The organism is Labrys wisconsinensis, from assembly GCF_030814995.1.
In the GTDB taxonomy this organism is placed as follows: domain Bacteria; phylum Pseudomonadota; class Alphaproteobacteria; order Rhizobiales; family Labraceae; genus Labrys; species Labrys wisconsinensis.
The window spans coordinates 54,862-79,584 of sequence record NZ_JAUSVX010000021.1; the positions used below are offsets into that span (position 1 = coordinate 54,862).

The following is a 24,723-nucleotide window of genomic DNA, read 5'->3' on the forward strand; positions in this document are numbered from 1 at the left end:
GGGCGGCGATCATCCGCAGCCGGCGCCGGCATGGTCGCCGAAATCCGGCTCCGGCCCCTGCTCGCCGCTTTCCAGCCAGGCGATCTTGGCGCGGAGATAGCCGGCCATCGCCTCGAGCTCCGCCGCCTTGCGCTCCAGCCGGGCGAGCTGCGCGGCCATGAGCTCGATGCTGCGCTCGCGGGTGATGCGCCCCTCGCGATGCTCCACGCCGACCGCCGCGATCTCCTTCAGCGACAGGCCCAGCGACTGCGCCATGCGGATCAGCCGCGCCTCGCGCACGTTCTCCGCCGTGAAGTGCTGGTAGGGATTGCGGCCGCCCTTGCCGTTCGTCTGCGGCACCAGAAGTCCGCGCCGGACATAGAAGCGGACGGTGTCGGGCGTCAGCCCCGTCGCCCGCGCGAAGGCCGAGATCAGCATCGCCACCCCTCTTGACCATGGACCATGGTCCACACTTATAGGACCGGCTCCTCACGATGTGGAGCATGGGATCATGAACAGAACGGCCCTGGTGACGGGCGCCTCGTCGGGCATCGGCGAAGCGACGGCAAAGGCTTTGCTGGCCGACGGCTACACCGTCTATGCGGCGGCGCGGCGCCTCGACCGCATGGCGGGGCTCGCCGCCGCCGGCGTGCGTCCGATCGCCCTCGACCTCATCGACGATGCCTCGATGGTCGCCGCGGTGGAGAAGATCCTCGGCGAGACCGGCCGCATCGACGTGCTGGTCAACAATGCCGGCTATGGCAGCTACGGCGCCCTGGAGGACGTGCCGCTCGAAGAGGCGCGCCGCCAGTTCGAGGTCAACCTGTTCGGCGCCGCCCGGCTCTGCCAGCTGGTGCTGCCGGCGATGCGGACGCAGAAGGGCGGCCGGATCGTCAATGTCAGCTCGATCGGCGGCAAGGGCGGCGAGCCTTTCGGCGCCTGGTACCACGCCACCAAGTTCGCGCTGGAGGGCCTCAGCGACAGCCTGCGCATGGAACTGATCCCCTTCGGCATCGACGTGATCGTGATCGAGCCCGGCGCCATCCGCACCGAATGGGGCGGCATCGCCCACGAGAGCATGCTGCGCATGTCCGGCGACACGGCCTACGGCCCCTATGCCCGCCGCCATGCCCGGCTGCACGAACGGGCCGGAACGCGCATGGCCTCCCCACCGGAGGTCGTCGCCCGCATCATCGCCCGGGCCGTCGCCTCGAAGCGCCCGCGCACGCGCTATCCCGCCGGCGGCGGGGCGCGCTGGATCCTGCTGATCCAGCGCTTCCTGACCGACCGGATGCAGGACCGGCTGATGTGGCGGGTGTCGCAGGGCGGGGCGTAGGAAGGCATCCCTGAGACGGAACGTCGGCTCGGAGTAGCGCGATGTGGATCATCGTGCTACATCGTCTCGTTCCCTCTTCGTTCCGGAGGCCGCGTGACCCGACGGGCCGGCAGCGCCGATCTTCCCCTGCACCATGGCCGGGTCCCGCCCTGGCTCGGCCGGCGCATGGCGCGGCTCGGCGCGGTGATCACGCAGGCGATCGTGCACCATTATGGCCGGGACGAGTTCCTGCGCCGCCTGGCCCATCCCTTCTGGTTCCAGTCCTTCGGCGCCGTCATGGGCATGGACTGGCATTCCTCCGGCATCACCACCAGCGTGATCGGCGCGCTGAAGCACGGGCTCGGGCCGCTGTCGGGCGAGCTCGGCCTTACGGTGTGCGGCGGGCGCGGCAGCCATTCGCGCCGCACGCCCGAGGAGCTCGTCGCGGTCGGCGAGCGCACGGGCCTCGACGGAGCGGCGCTCGCCCGCGCCAGCCGGCTGGTCGCCAAGGTCGACAGCGCCGCGGTGCAGGACGGGTTCGAGCTCTATCTCCACGGCTTCATCGTCGCCGACGATGGCAAATGGGTGGTGGTGCAGCAGGGCATGAACGGCGACAGCCGCTATGCCCGCCGCTACCATTGGCTCTCCGACGACCTGACCAGCTTCGTCGACGCACCGCATGCCGCGATCGAGGGGCAGAACCAGGGCGAGATCGTCAACCTCACCGACCGCAGGGCCGAGGCCTCGCGCCGCGGCCAGCTTGTGTTGCTGCGCGACCAGGGGCCGGACCGGATCGTGCAGGCGGTGGCGGAGCACAGGGGCAGGGCGGCGCCCGCCGCGCCGCCGGACGCGCCCTTCCTGCCGCACCTCGTCATGCCGGCGCATCACGACGTGCAGCCCAAGGACGTGATGATCCGCCGCCTGCACGGGGCGCTGGCCGCCGCGGCCGACAGCGCCCCGGCCGACTTCGCCGAGCTCCTGCTGGTGCCGGGCGTCGGCGCGCGCACGGTGCAGGCGCTGGCCATGGTGGCCGAGGTCGTGCACGGCGCGCCCTGCCGCTTCGCCGATCCCGCCCGCTTCTCGCTGCCCCATGGCGGCAAGGACCGGCATCCCTATCCCGTGCCGACCAGGGTCTACGACCAGACCATCGGCGTGCTGAAGGCGGCGGTGGCGAGCGCCCGGCTCGGCAACGACGAACGGCTCGACGCCATCCGCCGGCTGGACCGGCAGAGCCGGCGCCTGGAGCGCACGGCGAGCGGCCCGTCGCTGCCCGCCTTCATCGGCGAGGAGCGGCGCCGCTCGCACGAGTATGGCGGGCGCAGCGTCTTCGGCTGGGAGCCGCCGCCGGAGGCCGATCACTCAGCCGAGCCGGCCCCTCTCAGCGTGTGATGCGGAAGCATTGCGCGATCTGCTCTTTCTTGAATCGGTCCACGGTCTCCGTGACGTCGGCTGTGCGCGGACTGGCGTAGGCGGCCGCGACAATCCTCCTGAGCCTTCCCTGCACCTCCGGCCTGGCATGACCGAGAACGGTCGTCATGACCTCGGATTGAGGCGCCCCCGTCTGCCGCTTCTCCATGATGATTCCCGCCAGATTTGCCTCCGCCTCGCACAGATCTGCCACTAGCGCCGGCCGGATATTCTCATGCGCGCGTGGGGCACATGATGCGAGAGCCATCGTCGCGGCGATGAGCGCAAACCTGATCGCTTTCATGAGACAGCGGACCCAATGTCATGAGAGGCCGTTGTTGTAGCAAGCCACAATTGCTCTTTCGTGAATCGATCCACATCCTTCCTGATATGGGGGGCTCAGGGGATGTCGCGCCGGGAAACGGGGCCGGGCTGGCCGGGAGGGAATAGGCATGAAGATCGACGGCGAGTGCCATTGCGGCTCCGTCCGCTACGAAGCCGAGATCGACCCGGAGGCGGTGTCGATCTGCCATTGCACGGATTGTCAGTCGTTGACCGGCTCGGCCTTCCGCGTCACCGTCGCGACCGGGCGTAAAGATATCCGCCTCACCGCCAGTCCGCCCAGGCTCTACGTCAAGACCGCGGACAACGGCCGCAAGCGCATGCAGTATTTCTGCCCGGACTGCGGCTCACCCCTGTTCACCACCGGCGAGGGCGAGGACGCGGCGGAATGGGGCATCCGCTGGGGCAGCATCCGTCAGCGCCGGGAGCTGGTGCCGCGCCGCCAGATCTGGTGCCGCTCGGCGCTGCCCTGGATCGACGGGGTGCGCGAGCTGCCCGGACGCGAGGGGGATTGAGGTCCGGCCTATGCCTGCCAGTCCGGCGAACGCTCGATCAGCGGGCGCTCGGGGTCGGCGGCGAGGGCGTCGAGCAGGGCCAGCTCGTCGTCGGACATCCGGCGGGCCGCCGGCGGCGCGCTGCGCCAGCCGTCCCAGGCCGAGGTTTCCCGGCCGTTCAGCGCCAGGTGGTCACGGTGGACGTTGACCTTCACGAACCATAGGCCCGTGCCCTCGTCGCCATGGCCGAAGGTCTCGGAGGCGGCCCGTTCGGCGCGGCAGGCCTGCCAGGCTTCGCCCGCCGTGAGGAAGGCTTGGCGCGGCACGTCGGCAGGCTCGAAGGCGGCGCCGAGGCGCGCCCGGATCGGCGGATCGAGCTGCGCATCCGCGAGGCGCCAGGTCGCGCCGTCGCGATATTCGCAGACCCAATGGTCTTCCCAGCCCGGGCCGAAATAGGCGGCGAAGCCGCAGCGCAGGCGGGCGGGCACGCCCTTGGCGCGCAGCAGCGCGCAGAGCAGCAGGGCATAGTCGCGGCAGGTGCCGGGCGAGCGGTCCGCCGGGACGCGCGGCTCGTGCAGCGGCCGCGGATCGCGCCGCAGGACGTCGGCAAGGCGATCGGCCACGGGCAAGGTGGTGCGGGAGATGCCGGCGAGCCGGGACGCGTCGAGGCCATAGGCGTCGAGCCAGCCGAGATGCACCAGCACACCCTGGACGATGCGGGCCAGCGCGGGCACGTCGGCGGGCTCCGCCGCGAGGTCCGCGGCGTGACCGGCTGGGTCGGACATCGGGCTGTGGGCGGCCCATCGGGCGATGCCGGACATGGTGGACATGGCCGCAGCAAAGCTCGTCCGCGCCCGATCGGCAAGGCGCATGTGCAGCCGGTCGGCGCGCATCGCGCATATTTTATCGCCTGCCGCGGCGGGCGCGATCGGCCACCGGGCGCTCGGGATCGGCGGTCAGGGTGCCGAACCGCGCCAGCTCGCCGTCGTCGACCACTGTGGCCGACACGCCGGGAAGGTTCACGCCTCGCCGCATCTAGAGCGTGATCGTTTCAAGTTGAATCGATCCCGCTCTCCATCTCTTTGTTTTTACGCATTTTCTTGACGCGGACCGGATGCCGGTCCGCTGGAAAATGCTCTAGAGCCTGTAGAGGTGAAGCCCGCCATCGACGAAGACGGCATCCCCCGTCGAGAACTTGAAGGCGCCGGTTGCCAGCTCCGCCACGGCTTCTCCGACGTCGGCGGGGGTGCCCCAGCGCCGCATCGGCACCAGGCCTTCTTCGATGACGCGGTCGTATTTCTCCCGGGAAGGCCGGGTCATCTCCGTCATCATGATGCCGGGTCGCACCTCATAGGCATGGATTTTCTCCTCGGCCAGCCGCGCCGCGAAGAGGCGGGTGGCCATGGACAATCCGGTCTTGGTGATGCAGTAGTCGGGGCGGTTTACGCCGATCATCTCTGCGTTCACGGACGTAATATTGACAATCGAGCAGAAATGCTCGGTCGCTGCACCCGTCTTTATCACATGTCGGCCGAACTTCTGGCTCAGCAGGAATGGTGCACGCAAATTGATACGAATTGCACGATCAAGGCTTTCGACAGGAAGATCGAGCATATCGCCGCGCACCGTCGAGGAGACGCCGGCGTTGTTCACCAGCGTCGTCACCGTGCCCAGTCGCCCGGCAGCGCCGATGATGCCGTCGTGAAGAGCCTCGTCTCCCACATCCGCCGCAAGAAAGTCGGCATTCACGCCACTGCGCCTCAAGAGCGCGACGGTCTCGTCGGCGGCGGCATCGCGTTCGACATCGACGACCAGAACGTTGTGCCCCTTTTGCGCCAGCTTCTCGCAAATGGCTCGGCCGAGGCCGCGCCGGCCGCCCGTCACGATCGAAACAGCCGAAGTCATCGTTCTTCCTTTCAGGATTTCACCGAGCCGCTGACCAGGCCGCGCACGAAATAGCGTCCCAGCACGACGTACACGAGGGCGGTCGGCAGGGCGGCGATCACCGCGCCGGCCATGACCACGTTCCAGTCGACCGAGAAGTTCCCGGACAGATTGTTCAAGGCCACGGTGATGGGCTGCGACTGGGGATTTGGAACGATCGTTACACCAAAGAGGAAGTCGTTCCAGATGTTGGTGAACTGAAAGATCGCTGCCACGACGAAGGCTGGCGGCGAAAGCGGCAGGATAATCTTCCAATATACCTTCCAGACACCGGCGCCATCCACCCTTGCCGCCTCGATCAGGGACTGCGGCACGCTTCGGTAATAATTGCCGAAGATCAAAGCGTTGATCGATTGTCCGTAGATGATATGGACAACGATCAGTCCCGGAATAGTGCCGTAGAGACCCACCTTCTGCGTGAAGAAGACAAGCGGAACGATAATGCTCTGATAGGGTATGAACATGCCGAATATGATCAAGATCGAAACGAAATTCGCCCACTTGAAGCGCCAGAGTGAAAGGATATAGCCGGTGAGAGATCCGATCAGGCAGGAAATGGCCGTCGCGGAGATCGTAATTTCCAGGCTATTTTGGAACGATGACTGCAGTCTCGCCCAAGCTTCGCGGAAGCCGCCGAGCCCCAGCGTGCCAGGCAACTGCCACATGGTCGAGATCGAGACTTCCGTGGCGGTCTTCATCCCGTTCACGACCATCATGTAGACGGGCATGAGATAGAAGGCGGACAGCATGATCAGGGCCGCGTAGATCGCCGCCTTCCGGAGCTGCGGCGCGATCTTGCTTCCGAAAGGATGGGGCGGCGTGATTTCGCTTGCGGACATCAGGCGTTCTCCCGCGCGCTGCGCACGAGATAGGGAACGACGACTGCGGCAACCATGATCAGCATGACGACGGAGGCCGCGGCACCCAGCCCATATCGAAGAGCGCGGAAGGTCGTCTCGAAGACGAAGATTCCCGGAACGTCGGTCGCGAAGCCCGGGCCGGGACCCGACATTGCGAACACGAGGTCGAATATCTTCAGCGAGACGTGCCCGAGGATGATCAGGTTCACGACCGTGAAGGGCGCCAGCATCGGCCACGTGATCTTCCGAAAGTGCGTCCAGTCGGAGGCGTTGTCGATCTTGGCTGCTTCGCGGATATGCTCGGGGATGGTCGCCAGCCCGGCGAGGAACGTCGCCATCGCGAATCCGGAAAGCTGCCAGGAAGCGGCAATCGCGACGCCGATGATCGCGAGCGGCACGCCGAGGTCGATTTGAAGGCTGGCCGCGCTGGGAAAGATCTGAGCGAGCCTGTCGTTCAGCGGCGGCCACACGGTCGGATCGGTCAGCCAACTCGGCTTCACCGGACCAAGCCCGAAATTCGACAGAAGCGCGTTCACGCCGAGGCCATCGATGAGCGCATTGACGCCGCTTTCGGGATTGAACAGCCAGCGCCAGGCAACGCCCGTCACGATGAACGAGAGGGCATACGGGAAAAGGAAGATCGAGCGAAACAGGCCGCCGCCACGAATCCGGCGATCGACCAGAAGCGCCAGGATGAGTCCCAGCCCCACCGATCCGAACAGGAACAGCGTGGTGAAGACCAGGGTGTTGCGGAGATCGGCCTGGAAGCGGCCGCTCGAAAACAGAGCCGCGTAGTTCTTGGTGAGGGGGGAGGCGAAGCCCCCGCCGAGATTGATCGGCGACCAGGTCGACAGCGAAATCAGGACGGTGAGGACGATGAAGGCGTAGACGAAGACGAGGGTCGTCGCGACGACGGGCGAGATCAGGATCAACGGCATCAGCCGTTCGAACACAGCGCTTCTGGCGTGCGACGCCGGGTGTGGGGCTTCGGCGGCAATCGTCATGGGCGGCTCTCCCGCGCCGGCAGGACGCGGAGCAGACGGCTGCTCCGCGTGGCTCTGTCAGCCGTTGTTGATGGCTTGCTGCGCGCTCACGAGAGCCGCCGCAAAGCGGTCGACGTTCTTGTTGACGACGAACGATGTGAGGGCGTCGAAATGGGCCTGCACGAACGATGACGGCACCTGCGTGCCGTTGACGCTGGATCCAACGAACTTGTTCTTGGCGAACTTGTCGTAGGACCATTTCAGGTAGGGCGGCAGGGTCGCTTTATCGACGTCGAGACGAGGCGAGACCGACCCCTTCTTCAGGCTGAAGGCAAGCTGCGTTTCGGCCGAACCGATGGTCTTGAGCCAATTGCGGGCCTCCTCCGCATTGGTCGCTCCCTTGGCGATGGGAAAGCAATCGGTGACGATGATGAAGATGTCGTCCGTGCCGGGATGGCTCGTCCATCCGAAGTCTTCGTTGTCCTTCAGGCCCGCCTTCTGGAACTCGCCATAGGCCCAATCGCCGTGCATGTTGAAGGCGGAGCTGCCGTCGATCACCTTGCCCACGGCCTGGTCCCAGCTCAGGGCCGAGTGATCCGGGTTCTGGAATTCCAGGACGCGGAGATGAAGCTTCATGGCTTCCTTCATGTCCGGGGAGTCGAAGGAAAGCTGTCCACTCCAGAGCTTTTGGGTCTGGTCATAGCCCAAGAGGCCGGTGAAGGTATTCTCGAAGAGGCGTGCGTTCGCCCAAATGCCGTTGTCGCCGAGGGACAGGGCATTCACGCCGGCCTTCTTCAGCTTTTCAGCGGCCGGGAACCATTGATCCCAGGTAAGGCTGTCGCCAATCTCGATACCGTGCTTGGCGAGAAGCTTCTTGTTGTACCAGACCTCGTTGCAGCGCTGGATGCCGACGTGCACCGCGTAATACTTGCCATCCTTGCGGATCAGATCCAGGACGGCCGGAGGCACCTTATCCGCCCAGCCCTCGCTCTCGTAGAGACTGGTGATATCTTCGACGAAACCGGGGTCGACATACTGGTTCATGAAAGCCGCGCCGGCGTTTCCCTGCCAGGTGTCGGGCGGATTGCCGCCGGCAAGGCGGGCCTGCAACACGGATTGCGCATTCGTGCCGCTGCCGCCGGCGACAGCCGCGTTGATCGCCTCGGTTCCCGGAAACCTGGTCTTGTAAGCGTCCATCAGAGCCTTGAGGGCGGCGGCCTCGCCACCTGACGTCCACCACGAAAAGATCTCGAGCTTGCCTGCCGCCATCGCAGCACGGCCGGCAGCCAGGCCAATCGCCGCCGTACCGGCCAACATAGCGCCGCTCTTCAACAGCGCTCGCCTGCTGAGGTCCCATGTCATGCCTATTCCCTCCCTCTTGGCCGCTCGGACGCTTCAAAAATCCGAAATGCTCGTGGGTTCAGGCCCTCACCGATCTCTGGCAGGCTCTCGAAAGCCGGACTGCTTCAAGACGGATGAATTCCTGGAACGCGGAGCGTCCGCTCTGGTGACGGTGCTCTCAGGCCCGCCGGCAAATCATTTGTAAGCGCTTACAGACAGGAGTCAACGAAATTTTCAAGCCATCAGCTGTTGCCATGCTCCACGTGCTGAGCTCGACCGCAGGGAGGCGTCACAAAGCGCAATTCCCCGCAGGCCGTCTTCCAGCGTTGGGTAAGGGAAGGGCGCCTCCTCTCCCGGGGCCTCCAAGGCGTCCGCAAAATCGCTGTAGAGAATGGCGAGCGCCTCGTGATAGCCCTCCGGATTGCCGGCCGGCAGGGTCGACTGTCCTGCTCCCACCTCGGTCATCGTGCGTTGCCCCCTGTAGAGGGTCCGATCGGGCTGGCCCAGCTCGCCGATCAGCAGCGATTCAGGGACGTCCTGGCGCCACTCGATCGAGCCCGTTGTCCCGATGATCTTGATACGGAGGCAATTGCGATGACCCGGCGCGGCCTGCGTCGCCCATAAGAGGCCCGAAAACCCACGATCGAAGCGCAACTGGATGATGTCGTTGTCGTCGAGCGCGCGGCCGGGCACCATGGTCATCAGGTTTGCGGACAGTTCGGTGACCTTCGATGCGGTCATGAACTCTGCGAGATTGAAGGCGTGGGTGCCGACGTCGCCAAGCGTTCCGGTTGGCCCCGCCTTCGCAGGGTCGGTTCGCCAGCCGCCGGCCTTCGCGCCGAGGTTCTCCGGCTTGTCCGCAAGCCATTCCTGGAGATACTCGACGTAGACGAAGCGAATATCGCCGAGAGAGCCCTGACCAACGAGCTGGCGGGCCTCCCTGACCATGGGATAGCCGGTGTAGGTGTAAGTCATTCCGAAGAAGACGCCGTGGCGTTCCGCCAGCTGCCTGAGCTCGCGGGCCTCCTCCAGAGAGTTCACCAGGGGCTTGTCACAGATCACGCCCATTCCGTGCTGGATAAGTGTCTTGCACGCATCGAAATGGAGGTGATTGGGCGTGATGACGACGGCAGCCTTGATGCCGTCGCTTCGCGAAGACTCTCCCCTCGCGAGCGCCCCGACGGTTTCATAGGTGCGATCGGCTTCCACGCCGAGAGCTTCAGCTGCCTCCAGCGACGTCGGCCTGTCGGAGGAGAATACGCCCGCGGCGAGCGTCCACCGCCCGCTCAGCCGCTGTGCGGCACGATGATAGGGACCAAAGAACGAGCCTCGGCCGCCTCCGATCATGCCGAGAGGTAAGCGCTTCCATCGATCCAAATCGGACGCCAGCTTATAGACCATCGCGATCTCCTAAGTTCTTCTGCTTCTCGGTTGCGCGGTCGATCCTCGCACGATGAGCTCCGGCGCAGGCACGGCTCCGAGCTGGCCGATCTTTCCCTGCAGGACGTCGATGAAGAAGCGACCCGCCATCTCGCCGACGAGCGCATCGGGCACCTTCATCGTCGTGATGCCCGGTGGAAGCAATCGTGCCAGGTCGATGTCGTCGAACCCTGTGATGGAGACGTCGCCGGGGATGTCGACGCCCATCTCGGACGCCTTGAGCATGCAGCCGATCGCCAGGTAATCGTTCCCGCAGATGATGGCCGTCGGTGGCTCGTCCGAGCGCATGACCTTCTCGAAAGCCCTCATGCCGTCTTCGAACTTCCACGCACCTTCGATGAAATGGCGCGGTCGTATCGCAATCTCGCGTTCAGCCAGCGTGTCCTTCACGCCTTCCCGGCGCGCTCGCGCCCGATCATTGAAGGACGTGTCCTGTGCGATGAGACCAAAGGACCTGTGCCCCAGATCAAGGAGGTATTCCGTGATCGTCACAAAGGATTGGTAGTTGTCATAGCCGATGACGTTTCGACCGGGAGCGGTGCCCGGCGCGACATAGACGAGAACGTAGGGCACTCCCTTGTGCTCGAGCATGCCGAGCAGTTCCTCGGGATGATCGGCTCCGACAAGAACCAGGGCCTCGACGCCCCGTTCGATCATCGCCTGGGCCTGATGTGTCGCAACCTCTCGCGCATAATGCGTGACGCCGACCAGGAGCTCGTACTTCGCCGATGCGATCGTCGTCTGCAGGGATTCGACGATGCGGGCGAAGTTCTGATGGTCCAGCGTCGGCATGATGGCGCCGATCGTATGCGTTCGGCTCGTTGCAAGCGCCTTGGCGGAAGCATTCGGCACCCAATTGAGTTTCCGAATCGCCTGATGAACCCGCTCCTTGACGTCCGGGGAGACCACTTCCGGATTGTTCATGACACGCGAAACCGTGGCAGTGCTGACGTTCGCCGCCTTCGCGACATCAGCCAGACGGGCCTGCTGCTGCGTCGCGATCGTTTTTGGCGTCCTTGTCCGCGAAGGCTTGTCGTCAACGAAGTCGGCCAAGGCAACCTCACACTCTATCGAGCCCCAGCTCGGCGAGCCGGCAGACCCAGGCAATCACGCGTCTCGCAGGCGATCCCCCCTGCTGAGATGCTCTGCTTGCTCCAGACAGGCCATGGCTCGTCCAAGGCAAAGCGCAGTGATCGCTCTGGCGTCCATCGTCCACAAATCATTGCGCGAAAAGATCTCGATTTCCATCCACCCGTCGTAGCCCGTCTGCAGCACTGCCGCCGTGAGGCGCGAAACATTCGCCACGCCATCGCCCATCACACCGCGGTCGGCAATGGGATCGATCGTATCGAGCCTCCAGTCGCAGAGGTGATGGCCGAAGATCCGCGAGCCGGCGCGTTCGATCGCCCGGTAAACGTTCGGATCCCACCATATGTGGAAAATATCGGTGATCACGCCGACATGATCACCGCAGGCTTCGCAGAGATCGAGAGCGAGGTCGAGCGTGTTGACAACGCTTCGCATGGCGGAAAGCGCGGGATGAAACGGCTCGATCGCCAGCTTGACACCGCAATCGCGGGCAAATTCGACGACTTGTCCAAGACCGTCGGCAACCATTCTGCGCGCCGAGCCGATATCTCGGAGCTCGCTCGAAAGCCCGCCTGGAACGATAATGAGGGTTTCGGCCTGCAGCTCGGCCGTCAGCTCGATCTGGCGCCTGGTATGATCGATCGCGTCCTGGCGTTGCCGCTCCGAGGCGCTTGCAAAGAAACCACCTCGGCTGACGCCGCTGATCTCCAGCCCGAGGCTGCGCACGACCTCTCCGGCCGCGCGTGGAGACAATCCGTCGAGCCGGTCAGCCCAAAGCCCTACAGCCGATGCGCCGGATTGGCTGACCGCTTCCAGGAAGAGCCGGAATGAGACATCCGGCCCGAAGGTCGCGTGATTGAAGGAAAAGCGCCGATCGGAATCTGGCATCGCAAGCCTCTGGACAAACGATCTGTAAGCGCTTACAATAACCGTCACAGCTGGTCAAGCCGGCAACCCATCAAGAAGAAGGAGGGGCGAGCCCGATGCAAGGCGTCGACCTGGTTGGAATCAACAAGATGTATGGCTCCGTGCATGCGGTCAGGAATGTCGACCTGTCGCTCGGGCATGATGAATTCGTTGTCCTGGTCGGCCCGTCGGGTTGTGGGAAGACGACCACCCTGCGTATGGTCGCCGGACTGGAGTCCATATCGTCCGGCAGCCTGTCCATTCAGGGGCGCCGCGCCAACGACCTCACGCCCGCGCAACGTGATGTTGCGATGGTCTTCCAGAACTACGCGCTCTACCCGAACATGAACGTGTATGAAAATATGGCGTTCGGGCTTCGCAACCGAGGCGTCGCCAGAGAGCGGGTCGATCGCGAAATCAGGCGGGCGGCCGAGGTGCTCGCCCTTGAAAAGCTGCTCGATCGGAAGCCGCGTCAGCTCTCGGGAGGGCAGCAGCAGCGCGTCGCACTGGGCCGCTGCCTGGTCCGGCATCCCAAATTGTTCCTTTTCGACGAACCTCTGTCGAACCTGGATGCCAAGCTGCGTCTGGAAATGCGGCAGGAACTGAAGCGTCTGAAATCCCGGATCTCGGCGACGTCCATCTATGTCACGCACGATCAGATCGAGGCCATGACCCTCGGAGATCGCGTTGTGGTCATGGCAAACGGCGCGGTGCAGCAGGCTGGCACGCCAGAGGACATCTATCACCGGCCAAAGAACATCTTCGTCGCGACGTTCATCGGCTCCCCGCCGATGAACATTATCGAGACGACCCTGTCTTCAATGAGCGACAGGCTTTACTTCACCGCCGGCGAGCTGAAGCTTCCTGTGCCGGCGCATTTGAAGGAGCCGGTCTCCAAGCTGCCCGGCAAGGCGTTGCTCGGGCTGCGTCCGGAACACATCGCGCTCGAGACCGGCCCGGCCCTGGATGCCTTCGTGAAAGGATCCGTCGACATCACCGAACTGCTGGGATCCGAGCAACTGGTGCAGGTTCGTTCGGGCGAGAGGCAGTTCACGGTCACGCGTGTCGATCCCTTCAGGCGGCTCGCGCCTGGCCAGTCCGTGAGCTTGAGCGTCCCCGCTGAAGAAATCCACGTGTTTGACCCTCAGACACAGCAACGGATCCGCGCCTCCGCGGTTTGGAACCGTGGTGCAACTCCAAATTCAGACGCTGCTTGAGCTTCGGTTCGGCGCTCGGCGAGAAGGAATGAGGTTATGCTTCTTCAAGGTATGAAGATCGTGAGTTTCTGCCACTATTTGCAGGGACCATCGGCAACACAATACTTGGCCGACATGGGCGCTGACGTCATCAAGATCGAGCCGGCGAGGGGGCCGTTTGAGCGAAGCTGGTCCGGCGCCAATGTATTTGTCGGCGGTGTAAGCGGTTTCTTCCTGGCGGGCAACCGCAACAAGCGAAGCTTCTCCGTCGACTTGAAGAACCCCGAAGGCCGGGAGCTCGTGCTGAAGCTCATCGATCAGGCCGACGCAGTCGTCGAGAACTTCAGGACGGGTGTGATGGAGAAGCTCGGACTCTCCTACGAGGATCTCAAGAAGAGGAAGCCCGACATCATCTTTGCGAGTGGCACCGGCTGGGGCTTGAAAGGCCCCATGGTGGGCAGGACCGCGCAGGACCTCATCATCCAGGCTCGTTCGGGCCTGATTGCCGCAACCGGTCCACACGACAAGCCTACTGCGGTCGGTTGCGCGATTGTCGACCAGCATGGGGGCGCGTTGCTCGCCATGGGCGTGCTGGCTGCTTATGCGAAGAAATTGACCACCGGTCAGGGTACGCATGTCCAAGGCAGCCTGCTGAATTCCGGGCTCGACCTTCAGACCGAACCTTTGACGAATTACATGTCGAGCCGCCCGGGAAGTGGCGCCTTCAAGCGTCAGGAGAACCTGATCTCCTGGTATCATGAAGCTCCGACCGGCGTGTACAAGCTCGTCGATGCCGAAGTGGTGATTCCGACAAATGATATTGCGAATATCGCGGAGGCGCTCGACAGCGACGCGTTGAGGGCTCTGCAGCACCTGGACCGCTACGATGATCGAGACGCGCTTGCGGCCGCCATCGCCGAAGCCGTGCGCGAGTGGACCTACGAGGATCTCTCGAGGGCTTTTGACGCGCGGAGCGTCTGGTATGGGATCGTTCAGAGCTACGAAGACGTGGCCGCTGACCCTCAAATGCTTGCGAATGACGTCTTCCGCGAAGTCGATGTGAACGGCGAGACGGCGACGCTCGTCAATCACCCGCTTCGGTACGACGGCAAGGTCCCGGAACTCCACACTCTATCCACCACCGTAGGTTCGCACACGGCCGAAATTCTTCGTGAGATGGGGATATCGGACGCCGAAGTCGATCGATTGTTCGCAAGGAATATTGTTTTCGGCGCAACGCAAGCACTCCAGGACGTGGCCGAGTAACAGGAGGATTCGATGAAGCTCGACGGCGGCGTGTTGATCGCGAATATCACACCGTTCAAAGACAATCTCGAGGTCGATTGGAATGAAATGGCAAGGCGCACGCGCGACCTGGCATCCATCCCCGGCATCCAAGGCTTTGTGGTCAATGCCTTCGCGGCAGAAGCTCCGGCTCTGAGCCACGACGAGCGTCAGCGCGCCGTGGCCATTCACAAGGACAATATTCGGCCAGGCCAGACGGTGGTTGCTGCCATTCTCGACTGGGCCCCGCCGTCCACGATCCGTCGAGGCGAAGAAGCCGGAGAAGCCGGAGCCGACGCGGTCATGGTCTGCTCTCCCTATCTCTCTGCCTATAACGCAAACCACAGCCCGGAATATGCCTTCCACTTCCACAAGGAAGTCGCGGAAGGTCTGGACATGCCGATCGTCTTGTTCCAGCTCGCCTCGGGTGACCAGCTTTCCTATCCCCACGAGGCCCTCGTCAAGATGGCTTCGGAGATCGATCAGGTCGTCGGCGTCAAGATGGCGCAGGCGGCAGATTGCGTCCGCTATGACCGGGATTATTACGCTCTCAAGTCGCTGAACAAGGAGATCATTTGCCTCCCCTCCGTGGGATCGACGTTCTTCCACAACCTCTCGACCGGTGGCGACGGTATCCTTTCGGGGCTCGCCGCCTTTGCACCTTACGAGTGCGTCGAGATGCTCAACCTGGTGAAGAACGGGGATCTCAACCGGGCGCAAGCTCTGCACAGGCGCCTCGCGCCGCTTTGCCATGCGATCTATGGCTTCCCCTACGCGGATCTGCATACCCGCTACAAGGAAGTGGCTTACATGGTCGGAGCCCTTTCCTCTCCGGTGCTGCGGTCGCCCCAGTTGCGCATGAAGGCAGCGGAACTCGATCGTCTGTGGAGGGCGGCTCAGATCGCGGACTTGCGTCCGATCCCTGGCGCAGACGAGACCCGTCCTCGCTTGGCTGCCTAGGTCGGGGCCGACCCGGAACGGCCCGATCCCGCCGCCGCCTCACACGTCAGTCATCCTGCGATCCCGTGCCCTGCCGGTCTTGCCGGCGGGGCGTTCCATCGGTGAAAACATGCGGAAAGAATACGACTACATCATCGTGGGCGCCGGCTCCGCGGGCTGCGTGCTCGCAAGCGAATTGAGCCGCGATCGCGATACCAGGGTTCTGATCGTCGAGGCTGGACGAGGCGACTGGTCGCCGATGATCCATATGCCCGCCGGCATCCAAAGCCTGATCGAAGGCACGGCGCATAACTGGGCCTTCCGAACCGTCCCGCAGAAGCACCTCAACAACCGAAGGATGTTCATCCCGCAGGGGAAGGCCATCGGCGGCACCAGCTCGATCAACGGGATGATCTACATTCGCGGCAGCAGACAAGACTACGAGAAATGGGCCGCCGAGGGTTGCACCGGGTGGGGTTACCAAGACGTGCTTCCGGTGTTCAAGCGTCTGGAGGCCAATACACGCATACGCGACGAGTATCACGGGAACGACGGTCCGCTGAACGTCACGGATTTCACCTACCTCAATCCGCTCACGGCAACGTTCCTGGAAGCATGCGATGAGATCGGACTTCCGAGGAACAAAGACTTCAATGGGGCGACCCAGTTCGGCGCGGGACACTTCCAATATACCGTCAAGGACGGACGAAGGATGAGCGCTGCGCGCGCTTTCCTGCATCCGGCGCGCAAAAGCCGCCCGAATCTCGATGTCTATGCGAACACCCTCGTATCCAGGATCGTCGTCGAGAATGGACGAGCCGTCGGCATAGAGCTTGTCGGCAACGACAGGCGTGCCACGACGATTCGTGCGACGCGCGAAGTGATCGTCAGCTCCGGTGCCTTGAATTCGCCCAAGCTTCTCCTGCTGTCCGGTATCGGTCCGGCTGCCGAACTGAAGCAGGCCGGCGTGAAGGCCATCCACGACTTGCCGGGAGTTGGCAAAGGCCTCCAGGACCACCTGGACGCCGCCGCGATATGGCACGCATCGACCAGGCTCACCTACGACGACGCGGCGCGGTTCCCATACAAGTACATGCACGGGGCGCGGTATCTGCTTCTTCGCTCTGGACCCGTGACGTCTTCGGGCTGCGAAGCGGTCGCGTACACCAAGAGTGAGCCGGGCTTGAGCGAGCCGGACGTGTCGGTGCATTTCCTTCCAGCGTGGGTCATCAACCACGGCTTCACCAAGCCGCCTGGGCACGGGATCACGCTTCACAACAACAATATGCGCCCCGTCAGCCGCGGCGAGGTGAAGCTTGCGTCGGCTGACCCGCTTGATGCTCCTCTTATCGACCCAAACTTCATGGCCGATCCATTCGACGTGAAGAAGATGATCGGCTGCGTGAAGATCGGACGCGAGATCATGGAAACGAAGGCCTTCAGGCCCTATGTGAGCCGCCCCTATGCTCCCCTCGCGGACGTAAGGACCGACGAGCAGATCGTCGAGTTCGTGCGGCAGACCGCGGAGACGGATTATCACCCCGTCGGGAGCTGCAGAATGGGCGTCGACGATCTTGCCACTGTGGATCCGAGGCTCAGGGTCAGAGGCTTGGATGGGCTCCGCGTGGTCGACTCCTCCATCATGCCTCACCTGATCGGAGGCAACACCAACGCTGCCTCTATCATGATCGGTGCGAAGGGGAGCGACATGATCCTTGAAGACAACGATGGTGGCAGCAGACCCCCTGCGGATCAAAGATCTCGCAGCGTGATGGCGGCCGACGGCGCCGCATGACGCTGGGCAGGATCGCATCCGGTGTGAGGCATGCCGGTGAGGGGCCGTGCCATAACATTGAAGGCGGCCTCATCAGCCCCGGTCCTCGACCGGCGTCGAATGGGTGACGCTCAGGCGTCGCCCGGGCTTTGGTCCTACTCCCACCGTCCCGTGAAACGAGGGGGGCGCTTTTCGAGGAAGGCGTAGCCCCCTTCGGCGGAATCGGGGGATTGTATGATGCTGGCGAGCAGCTCTCTCTCCAGAGCCAGACCGTTCTCCAGTGTCGCGGCGCTGCACGCGCGAATACAGGCCTTCGTCGCTTGCACAGCCAGCGGCGCCCGGCCGGCGATCACATTGGCGATCTCGACAGCGCGTGGCACCGTCTGGTCGGTCGGCATCACCTCCCAGACGAGCCCAAGCCTGAACGCTGTCCGGGCATCGATCGGAAGCCCCGACATGAGCATGAAGGAAGCAGCACCAGATCCGATCAATCGCGGAAGACGCTGAGTGCCGCCGTCGCCCGCAATGCCGCCGATATTGACTTCCGGTTGGCCAAACCTGGCATTCTCGCCGCAAATGATGAAGTCGCAGGTCATCGCCAGTTCATTGCCGGCGCCGAAGGCGTAGCCGTTCACGGCCGCAATCACCGGCTTGGGGAAGCTCTGGATCGTATTCCAGGCTCGGACACGCCTTGGATCGCGTATCGCCTGTCCCGACGTCGCCCGAACCTCCGCAATATCCGCGCCTGCGCAGAACGCGGCATCTCCGCCAGTCAGAACGACGGCACGGATATCGGCATCCTCCGCCGCGCGGGTGAGATGGTCCGCGATAGCGATGACCATGGAATTGGACAGAGCATTGCGCTTTTCCGGTCTATTCAGCCGGACCAGCAACACGTGGTCGGCCAGCCTTTCGTGGCTCACCCAATGCTGGGCCTCCATTGGACGTCTCCGATTTCAAAAGACCGTCCAGGGATAAGCGATTACATTTCGATCATCAATCGGTTTCATGAAACGAACTTGCCATTCTATAAAGATTATATGCGGCTATGTCGGCTGAAATTCGAACAGCAGACGATAAGGATGAATGCCGCTTGTAAGCGCTTTCAGATCCTGATATCCGTTCAGCGATCACACAGTGCGGAGCGGCCGATGGCAGCGTTGGGCGAAGACTTTTTGGCGTTCGGCCGCAGCGCGCGGGCCTATTCCGCCCTCATCGATGGCAAGCTGATCGGCGTGGATCAGCGTGAGCGGCTCGAGCGCGCGAGCCCGGCAACGGGTCGGCCCGTCAGCATCTACCCAAGAGCGACCGACGCGGATGTTCAAGGTGCCATCAAGGCCGCGCGCCGGGCGGCGGATCTGCGCAGGTGGGCCGCTGTCCCCGGTGCGGAGCGCTCCAGGCTCATTCTTCGGGTCGCCGGGCTCATCGACAAGCATCGCGAGGAGCTGGGTCTCATCGAGTGCCTGGAGGGAGGCAAGCCGATCTCCGCCGTCGACGGCGAGATTCAGGGGTCGATCGACCTGTGGGAGTACGCGGCAACCCTCGCTCGTCACATGTATGGCGACACCCACGATCAGCTCGGGGAGCAGACGATGGGTCTCGTCTTCCGCGAGCCGATCGGCGTTGTCGGAATGATCACGCCTTGGAATTTCCCGCTCCTCATCGCGAGTCAGAAATTGCCGTTCGCGCTGGCGGCCGGCTGCTGCGCGGTCTTGAAGCCCAGCGAGTTCACATCCGGAACGACCCTGCGGCTCGGCGAGCTTCTGCTGGAGGCAGGTCTTCCCGACGGCGTCGTCAACGTCATCGCCGGCGATGGTCCCACGGCCGGGCGCCCGCTTTGCGAAAGCGCCGCGGTCGACATGATCTCGTTCACGGGCTCGACCCGAGTCGGTAAGGAAATCCGGACGTTCGGCGACAGCCTGAAACGGATCTCGCTGGAGCTCGGTGGAAAGTCCGCGCATATCGTCTGCGCGGACGCAGACCTGGACGCCGCTGCGGCGGCGGTCGTTCAGGGTGTCACGATCAACGCGGGGCAGTGCTGTGTCGCGGGCTCTCGGCTTTTGGTCGAACGGTCCGTGGCGGAGGCATTCTGCGAGCGCGTCGTTGACAAGATGCGGGCTCTGCGCGTCGGCGACCCGACCGACACGGCGACCCAGATCGGGCCGCTCATCAACGATGCGCAATTCCAACGTGTAACGTCATATGTCAGGAGAGGCATCGAAGAAGGGGCGACCTTGTTGCTCGGAGACGATCAACCTCAGGCCGATGGCTATTTCGTATCCCCGGTCGTTTTCGACAAGGTCAATCCGGAAATGGCGATCGCACAGGAGGAAATATTCGGGCCGGTTCTGTCGGTCTTGCGCTTCGACTCGGCCGATGAAGCGATCGCGATCGCAAATGGAACACGTTACGGCCTGGCGGCAGGCGTCTGGACCAGGAGCCTGGACAAGGCCTTCCATTTCGCCCGCCGGCTCAATGCCGGCACCGTCGAAGTCAATACCTATCTAGCCGGCGCGCCGGAGCTGCCCCTGTCAGGCTATGGCGACAGCGGACTTGGCCATGAGAAGAGCCGCTTCGCGCTCGATGAGTTCACCAGGGTGAAGACCGTGCAGCTCAAGTTCGGGCACGCCTGACCGAAGGTGCGTCGCGGACGCGGCCGCCGCGATCGGCTATAGGGCGTGCATGTCGCACGCCCCACGCCATCCCTTCGCCTTCGCGCTGCTCGTGTCCGGCACGGTGCTGGGCATTGCCGGCACCGACCTGGTGCTGCCGGCCGTGCCCGGCCTGCCGCGCCTCCTCGGCGGCACGCCGGAGGCGGCGCAGCTCGTGCTCGCCGCCTTCACCGGCGGAGCGGCCGTCGGCCTGGTCCTGTTCGGTGAGCTCGGGGCGCGCTTCGACCAGCGCCGGCTGCTTGTCGGCTCGCTGCTCGCCTATGCCGGGATCTCCGCCCTGTGCATCTTCAGCCCGTCGCTCGACGTGCTGATCGGCGCCCGCTTCCTGCAGGGCGCCGCGGGATCGGCGGCGGCGGTGTTCGCGCCGGGCATGCTGCGCGCCCTCTATGGCGATGCCGGCGCCGTGCGCGCGCTCGGCCTGCTCGGCAGTATCGAGGCGCTGACCCCCGCCCTGGCGCCGGTCGCCGGCGTCTGGCTGTTCGAGCATTTCGGCTGGCGCGCGGCGTTCGACACGATCGCCGTGCTGGCGCTCGTCTGCGCCGTGCTGCTGCAGGCCGGGCGCGCGTCCTTGCCGGCCCCGCGTGCCCAGAGGGGGCGGGGCGGCTATGGCAGGCTCCTCGCCAGCCCGCCCTTTCTCTGCCTGGCGCTGAGCCAGGCCTTCACGCTGGGCGCGCTTCTGGTGTTCGTGTTCGGCGCGCCCGCCGTGATCACCACCTCGCTCGGCGGCAGCCTCGGCGATTTCATCGTCATGCAGATGAGCGGTATCGCCCTGTTCGTCCTCGCCGCGAACCTCACCGGCCGCATCGTGCCGCGCGTCGGCGCCGGGCGGGTGATCCTCGCGGGAACGCTGGTCTCGGCCCTGGGCGGGACGGCGATGCTCGCCTATGCGCTGGCCGGCGGCGGCGACATCGCGGTGGTGATCGCCATCTTCCTGCTGCTCAATCTCGGGCTCGGCCTGCGTGGGCCGCCGGGCTTTCACGCCGCCATCGTCGCGGCGGAGGGAGACGATGCCCGCGGCGCCGCGCTGGTTGTGGTCGCCATCCTGCTCGCCACCGCGCTCGGCACCGCAGCCGTGGCGCCGTTCATCGCCGGCGGCCTGGTCTCGATCGCCGCCGGGGCGGCGGTCCTGTCGGTCTCGGCCGTCCTGCTGCTGGCGAGGCCGCGGGCCCGGCGCCTGCCTCAGAGCACGCCGTAGCGGGCATAGACCTCGGCCAGCAGCATGCCCTCCTCGAGGTGCTGGCGGGTCTTGTTCTCCGAGCCGATCTTGGCGAGCGCCGCCTCGATCACCGCCAGGGCGATGTCCTGCGGGATGACCACGACGCCGTCGACGTCACCGAAGACGAGGTCGCCGGGCCGGACCAGCACGCCGCCGCAGGCGACCGGCACGTCCCTCGCCATCATCTTGGCGCGCCCGCGCGAATCCAGCGGGCCGATGCCGCCGTGGAACACGGGAAAGCCCATGCGGCGGATGTGCCTGACGTCGCGCACCAGGCCGTCGGTAACGCAGCCCTCGGCGCCGCGGCAGCGCGCCGCCGTCGACAGGAGCTCGCCCCAGGGCGCGATCCGGTCTGTCGGCCCGTCGCAGCCGAAGACGGCGACGTCGCCGGGCTGGAGATCGTCGACCAGCGCGATCTCGACCTCGTAGGGGTTCTCGCCTTCGGCCACCGCGTAGGTGTTCATGTAGAGGCCGGTGCGGGCCCGGCCGAACATCACCAGGTTCTCGTCGAGCGGGCGCACGAAGGGCTTCATCGCCTGCTCGGTGCGGCCGAACTCGTCGAGCACGTCGGAGAGGACGGGGGAATAGAGCACGCCCTTCAGGGCGGCGAAGTCGAGGGTCATCGGCGCGTCTCCTTGGCGGTTATCCCTGCTCCGTGCCGGCGAGCGCGCTCGCCGGCATCAGGAAGCGCACGGCCCCCAGGCACAGGGCCGTGGTGAAGAACAGGATCAGCGCCACGAGGGCGTTGATGTCGGGGGTGAAGCCGAGGCGCATCATCGCCCAGAGCCGGACGGGCAGGGTGCTCTGCGTGCCGGTGACCAGGAGGGTGATCATGGTCTCGTCGAAGGAGAGGGCGAAGGCGAGGATCGCCGCGCCGGCCATGGCGCTCGACAGGTTGGGCAGCAGCACCAGGCGGAAGGTCTGCCAGCCGCTGGCGCCGAGGTCGTAGGAGGCTTCCACCAGGCTGGCGCTGAGCGATTGCAGGCGGGTGAGGATGGTGCGGTAGACCAGCGCCAGCACGAAGACGGTGTGGCCGATGACGATGGTGACGAGCGAGCGCTCGAAGGCGATCTCGCGGAAGAAGATCAGCAGCGCCAGCCCGGTGATGATCGGCGGCATCAGGAAGGGCAGGAACAGGAGGAACTGCAGGAATTCCCGCCCCTTCGCCATGGGCGAGGCATAGTAGAGCGCCAGGCCCGTGCCGATCGCGACCGACAGGGCGACGGCGCAGGCGCCGACGACGAGGGTCGTCCACAGCGCGGCCAGCACGCTCTCGTTGCCCGTGAGCGCGGCATAGGCCGACAGGGTGGGCTGCGACCAGTCGACGGTGCCGTGGCTGACGGCGAAGAACGAGGACAGGATCGGCACCATCAGCGGGCCGTAGAGCAGCACGAAGACGATCGTCGTGAGGCCGGCGAGCAGCGCGGCGGCGGCGAGGTCGGCGCGGCGCATCAGCGCCTCCCCTGCCGGCCGAAGCGGCCGCCGAGGGCGATCGCGGCGATGACCGTCACGGCCAGGATGACCGAGAGCGCGGCGCCGAAGGGCCAGTTGTAGGCGGTGCCGAACTGGCTGTAGACGATGCGCCCGAAGGTGAAGCCGGACTGGCCGCCGACCATCTGCGGCGTCAGGAAGTCGCCGATGGCCAGCACGAAGACGAAGCTCGCCGCCGAGGCGGCGCCGGGCAGGCTGAGCGGCACGGTGATGCGCCAGAAGGTCTGCGCGCCGCTGGCGCCGAGGTCGGCCGAGGCATGGCGCAGGGCCTGCGGGATGCGCTCCAGCGACAGGAAGATCGGCAGCACCGCGAAGGGGATGAGCAGCACGGTGAGGGTGAGCAGCACCGCGTTGAGGTTGAACACGAACAGCATCGAGGGCTGGTCGATCAGGCCGAGCGCCATCAGCGCCCGATTGAGCATGCCGTTGCCGCCGAGGATGCTGCGCACGGCGTAGATCTTGATGACGTAGCTCATCAGGAGCGGCACCAGCAGCAGCACCAGCAGCACGTAGCGCCGCCGGCCGCGCAGCGTGGTCAGGAAATAGGCGACGGGATAGGCGAGCAGCACGCAGAGCACCGCCACCGCCAGGCAGAGCAGGCAGGTGCGCCAGAAGATCGTCGGGAACAGCGGATCGGTGAAGAAGCGGACATAGTTGGCGAGCGTCGGCCGATAGACGATGTCGCCATGGTCGACGCTGAAGACGCTGGTGGCGAGGAACAGGGCCATCGGCGCCAGCACGAAGCAGACCGGCACGGCGTAGGCCGCCGCCGTCGTGGCCCATTGCGCGGCCGGGACCGGCAGGTTCGGGGCCGGGCGCGCGCTCATGCCGGCACCAGGCGGCAGGCGGAGGCCGGGACGGCCAGCGTCACCGTCTCGCCCGGCGTCAGGGCGCTGCCGTCCGGCCGGCTCGGCAGGCGGGCGCGCAGGGAGAGGGCCGGGTCGCGCTCGGCGGTCGCGGTCGCCATGGTGGCGGCGCCGGCGAAGGCGACCTGGCCGATGGTGGCGGCGATGCGGTTCTCGCCCGGCGCGGCCTCGCCGATGCCGATCGCCTCCGGCCGGCACATGGCGAAGGCCCGGCTGCCGGCTGGCGCCGCCGCCATGGCGGGCTGGCCCTCGACCGAGCACAGGATCGGTCCGACGCCGGTCTCGATGCTGCGCAGCGTGCCCTCGACCGGGCCGAGCGTGCCTGGGATCAGGTTGTTCTCGCCGAAGAATTTCGCCACGAACTCGCAGGACGGCCGGTAATAGACCTCGTGCGGCGAGCCGATCTGCTGGATGCGCCCGGCATTCATGACGCAGATCCGGTCGGCCATGGCGATCGCCTCCTCTTGGTCGTGGGTGACGAACAGGAAGGTGGTGCGGATCTCGGTCTGGATCGATTTCAGGAAGCTCTGCATCTGCCGGCGCAACTCGACGTCGAGCGCCGCGAGCGGCTCGTCGAGCAGGATCAGGCGCGGACGGCAGATGATGGCGCGGGCCAGCGCCACGCGCTGGCGCTGGCCGCCGGAGAGCTGGGCGGGGTAGCGCTGGCCGAGGCCGCCGAGCTGCACCAGCTCGATGGCGTCCCTGACGCGGGTGGCGATCTCGGCCCGCGGCGTGCCGCGCACCACGAGGCCGTAGCCGATATTGGCCTCGACGGTGAGGTGCGGGAACAGCGCGTAGTCCTGGAACACGGTGTTGAACGGGCGGCGGTTGATCGGCACGCCGGCGATGTCGCGCCCGTCGAGCAGGATCTCGCCGCCGGACGGGGCGGTGAAGCCGCCGATCAGCCGCAGGATCGTGGTCTTGCCCGAGCCGGAGGGGCCGAGCAGGGTGATGAACTCGCCGTCGCGCACGTCGAGGTCGATGGCGTGCAGGATGGCGACCGAACCGTAGGACTTCGATACGGACCGCAGTCTGAGCAGGATGCCGGGCTCGGCCATCGTCACTCCGGGGAGATGGAAGAAGGAGCCGCCCGCGAGAGGGGCGGGGAGGGATCGGTGCACGAGACTAGGCCGGAATCCGGCCGGGCCGGCAGCAATCGCGCTGGAACCTCACCGTCATGGACGG

At 65.2% G+C, this 24,723-nt stretch carries 24 protein-coding genes; 9 read left to right on the top strand and 15 right to left on the bottom strand.

Features of this window, described 5'->3' with window-relative positions; all coding sequences use genetic code 11:
- Positions 1-9: 9 nt before the first annotated feature.
- Positions 10-417, bottom strand: coding sequence for a MerR family transcriptional regulator (locus tag QO011_RS36185; protein ID WP_307283503.1), 408 nt, complete (start codon positions 415-417; stop codon positions 10-12).
- 73 nt (positions 418-490) lie between these two features.
- On the opposite strand from QO011_RS36185, the gene QO011_RS36190 reads away from it, so the two are divergent.
- Both QO011_RS36190 and QO011_RS36195 read left to right on the top strand, forming a co-directional pair.
- Complete coding sequence (locus QO011_RS36190) at positions 491-1,315, top strand: oxidoreductase (RefSeq protein WP_307283506.1); 825 nt, start codon at positions 491-493, stop codon at positions 1,313-1,315.
- Between the two features lie 93 nt (positions 1,316-1,408).
- A complete protein-coding gene (locus QO011_RS36195) occupies positions 1,409-2,683 on the top strand; it encodes a DUF763 domain-containing protein (protein WP_307283509.1) in 1,275 nt (424 codons plus the stop codon).
- Here the strand turns inward: QO011_RS36195 and QO011_RS36200 are convergent.
- Positions 2,673-3,005 carry a hypothetical protein gene (locus tag QO011_RS36200; RefSeq protein WP_307283512.1) on the bottom strand — a complete coding sequence of 111 codons (333 nt, stop codon included), beginning with the start codon at positions 3,003-3,005 and terminating at the stop codon, positions 2,673-2,675. The genes QO011_RS36195 and QO011_RS36200 overlap by 11 nt on opposite strands.
- 148 nt (positions 3,006-3,153) lie before the next feature.
- Here QO011_RS36200 and QO011_RS36205 point away from each other — a divergent pair, with 148 nt between their 5' ends.
- Positions 3,154-3,558 carry a GFA family protein gene (locus tag QO011_RS36205; RefSeq protein WP_307283514.1) on the top strand — a complete coding sequence of 135 codons (405 nt, stop codon included), beginning with the start codon at positions 3,154-3,156 and terminating at the stop codon, positions 3,556-3,558.
- Positions 3,559-3,566: 8 nt separating this feature from the next.
- Here the strand turns inward: QO011_RS36205 and QO011_RS36210 are convergent, their stop codons facing one another.
- The 8 genes from QO011_RS36210 to QO011_RS36245 all read right to left on the bottom strand — a co-directional run bounded on the left by QO011_RS36210 (position 3,567) and on the right by QO011_RS36245 (position 12,082).
- Positions 3,567-4,430, bottom strand: a complete 864-nt coding sequence (locus QO011_RS36210) for a transglutaminase domain-containing protein (RefSeq protein WP_307283517.1) — start codon at positions 4,428-4,430, stop codon at positions 3,567-3,569.
- A gap of 244 nt (positions 4,431-4,674) precedes the next feature.
- Positions 4,675-5,442, bottom strand: coding sequence for a 3-ketoacyl-ACP reductase (locus QO011_RS36215; RefSeq protein WP_307283520.1), 768 nt, complete (start codon positions 5,440-5,442; stop codon positions 4,675-4,677).
- 11 nt (positions 5,443-5,453) lie between these two features.
- A complete protein-coding gene (locus tag QO011_RS36220) occupies positions 5,454-6,320 on the bottom strand; it encodes a carbohydrate ABC transporter permease (protein ID WP_307283523.1) in 867 nt (288 codons plus the stop codon).
- Positions 6,320-7,345, bottom strand: coding sequence for a carbohydrate ABC transporter permease (locus QO011_RS36225; RefSeq protein WP_307283526.1), 1,026 nt, complete (start codon positions 7,343-7,345; stop codon positions 6,320-6,322). The genes QO011_RS36220 and QO011_RS36225 overlap by 1 nt, the downstream gene beginning before the upstream one ends.
- A gap of 57 nt (positions 7,346-7,402) precedes the next feature.
- Positions 7,403-8,686 (bottom strand): ABC transporter substrate-binding protein, encoded by a 1,284-nt coding sequence (locus QO011_RS36230; protein WP_307283529.1) that lies wholly within the window; start codon positions 8,684-8,686, stop codon positions 7,403-7,405.
- 213 nt (positions 8,687-8,899) lie between these two features.
- On the bottom strand, positions 8,900-10,066 hold the full coding sequence (locus tag QO011_RS36235; protein ID WP_307283531.1) for a Gfo/Idh/MocA family protein: 1,167 nt from the start codon (positions 10,064-10,066) through the stop codon (positions 8,900-8,902).
- Between the two features lie 9 nt (positions 10,067-10,075).
- Positions 10,076-11,158 carry a LacI family DNA-binding transcriptional regulator gene (locus QO011_RS36240; protein ID WP_307283533.1) on the bottom strand — a complete coding sequence of 361 codons (1,083 nt, stop codon included), beginning with the start codon at positions 11,156-11,158 and terminating at the stop codon, positions 10,076-10,078.
- A 54-nt stretch (positions 11,159-11,212) separates the two neighbouring features.
- Positions 11,213-12,082, bottom strand: a complete 870-nt coding sequence (locus QO011_RS36245; protein ID WP_307283535.1) for a sugar phosphate isomerase/epimerase family protein — start codon at positions 12,080-12,082, stop codon at positions 11,213-11,215.
- 95 nt (positions 12,083-12,177) lie between these two features.
- Between QO011_RS36245 and QO011_RS36250 the strand changes: the two genes are divergently transcribed.
- From QO011_RS36250 to QO011_RS36265, 4 genes are all read left to right on the top strand, one after another.
- Positions 12,178-13,317 carry an ABC transporter ATP-binding protein gene (locus QO011_RS36250; protein ID WP_307283538.1) on the top strand — a complete coding sequence of 380 codons (1,140 nt, stop codon included), beginning with the start codon at positions 12,178-12,180 and terminating at the stop codon, positions 13,315-13,317.
- 36 nt (positions 13,318-13,353) lie between these two features.
- Positions 13,354-14,562, top strand: coding sequence for a CaiB/BaiF CoA transferase family protein (locus QO011_RS36255; protein WP_307283540.1), 1,209 nt, complete (start codon positions 13,354-13,356; stop codon positions 14,560-14,562).
- A gap of 12 nt (positions 14,563-14,574) precedes the next feature.
- Complete coding sequence (locus QO011_RS36260; protein WP_307283543.1) at positions 14,575-15,540, top strand: dihydrodipicolinate synthase family protein; 966 nt, start codon at positions 14,575-14,577, stop codon at positions 15,538-15,540.
- A 109-nt stretch (positions 15,541-15,649) separates the two neighbouring features.
- Positions 15,650-17,314, top strand: coding sequence for a GMC family oxidoreductase (locus tag QO011_RS36265; protein ID WP_307283547.1), 1,665 nt, complete (start codon positions 15,650-15,652; stop codon positions 17,312-17,314).
- Positions 17,315-17,448: 134 nt separating this feature from the next.
- On the opposite strand, the gene QO011_RS36270 is transcribed toward QO011_RS36265, so the two are convergent.
- A complete protein-coding gene (locus QO011_RS36270; RefSeq protein ID WP_307283550.1) occupies positions 17,449-18,234 on the bottom strand; it encodes an enoyl-CoA hydratase/isomerase family protein in 786 nt (261 codons plus the stop codon).
- A 210-nt stretch (positions 18,235-18,444) separates the two neighbouring features.
- On the opposite strand from QO011_RS36270, the gene QO011_RS36275 reads away from it, so the two are divergent.
- Both QO011_RS36275 and QO011_RS36280 read left to right on the top strand, forming a co-directional pair.
- Positions 18,445-19,926, top strand: coding sequence for an aldehyde dehydrogenase family protein (locus QO011_RS36275; RefSeq protein WP_307283552.1), 1,482 nt, complete (start codon positions 18,445-18,447; stop codon positions 19,924-19,926).
- A 49-nt stretch (positions 19,927-19,975) separates the two neighbouring features.
- A complete protein-coding gene (locus QO011_RS36280; protein ID WP_307283555.1) occupies positions 19,976-21,160 on the top strand; it encodes an MFS transporter in 1,185 nt (394 codons plus the stop codon).
- Here the strand turns inward: QO011_RS36280 and QO011_RS36285 are convergent.
- The 4 genes from QO011_RS36285 to QO011_RS36300 are packed head-to-tail and all read right to left on the bottom strand — an operon-like array spanning position 21,145 to position 24,596.
- Complete coding sequence (locus tag QO011_RS36285) at positions 21,145-21,804, bottom strand: RraA family protein (RefSeq protein WP_307283558.1); 660 nt, start codon at positions 21,802-21,804, stop codon at positions 21,145-21,147. The genes QO011_RS36280 and QO011_RS36285 overlap by 16 nt on opposite strands.
- Positions 21,805-21,823: 19 nt before the next feature.
- On the bottom strand, positions 21,824-22,633 hold the full coding sequence (locus QO011_RS36290; RefSeq protein ID WP_307283561.1) for an ABC transporter permease: 810 nt from the start codon (positions 22,631-22,633) through the stop codon (positions 21,824-21,826).
- The gene (locus tag QO011_RS36295; RefSeq protein WP_307283565.1) at positions 22,633-23,499 is read right to left on the bottom strand and encodes an ABC transporter permease; all 867 of its coding nucleotides are present in this window, start codon (positions 23,497-23,499) and stop codon (positions 22,633-22,635) included. Before QO011_RS36295 ends, QO011_RS36290 begins: the two co-directional genes overlap by 1 nt.
- A complete protein-coding gene (locus tag QO011_RS36300) occupies positions 23,496-24,596 on the bottom strand; it encodes an ABC transporter ATP-binding protein (RefSeq protein ID WP_307283568.1) in 1,101 nt (366 codons plus the stop codon). The genes QO011_RS36295 and QO011_RS36300 overlap by 4 nt, the downstream gene beginning before the upstream one ends.
- Positions 24,597-24,723 lie beyond the last annotated feature (127 nt).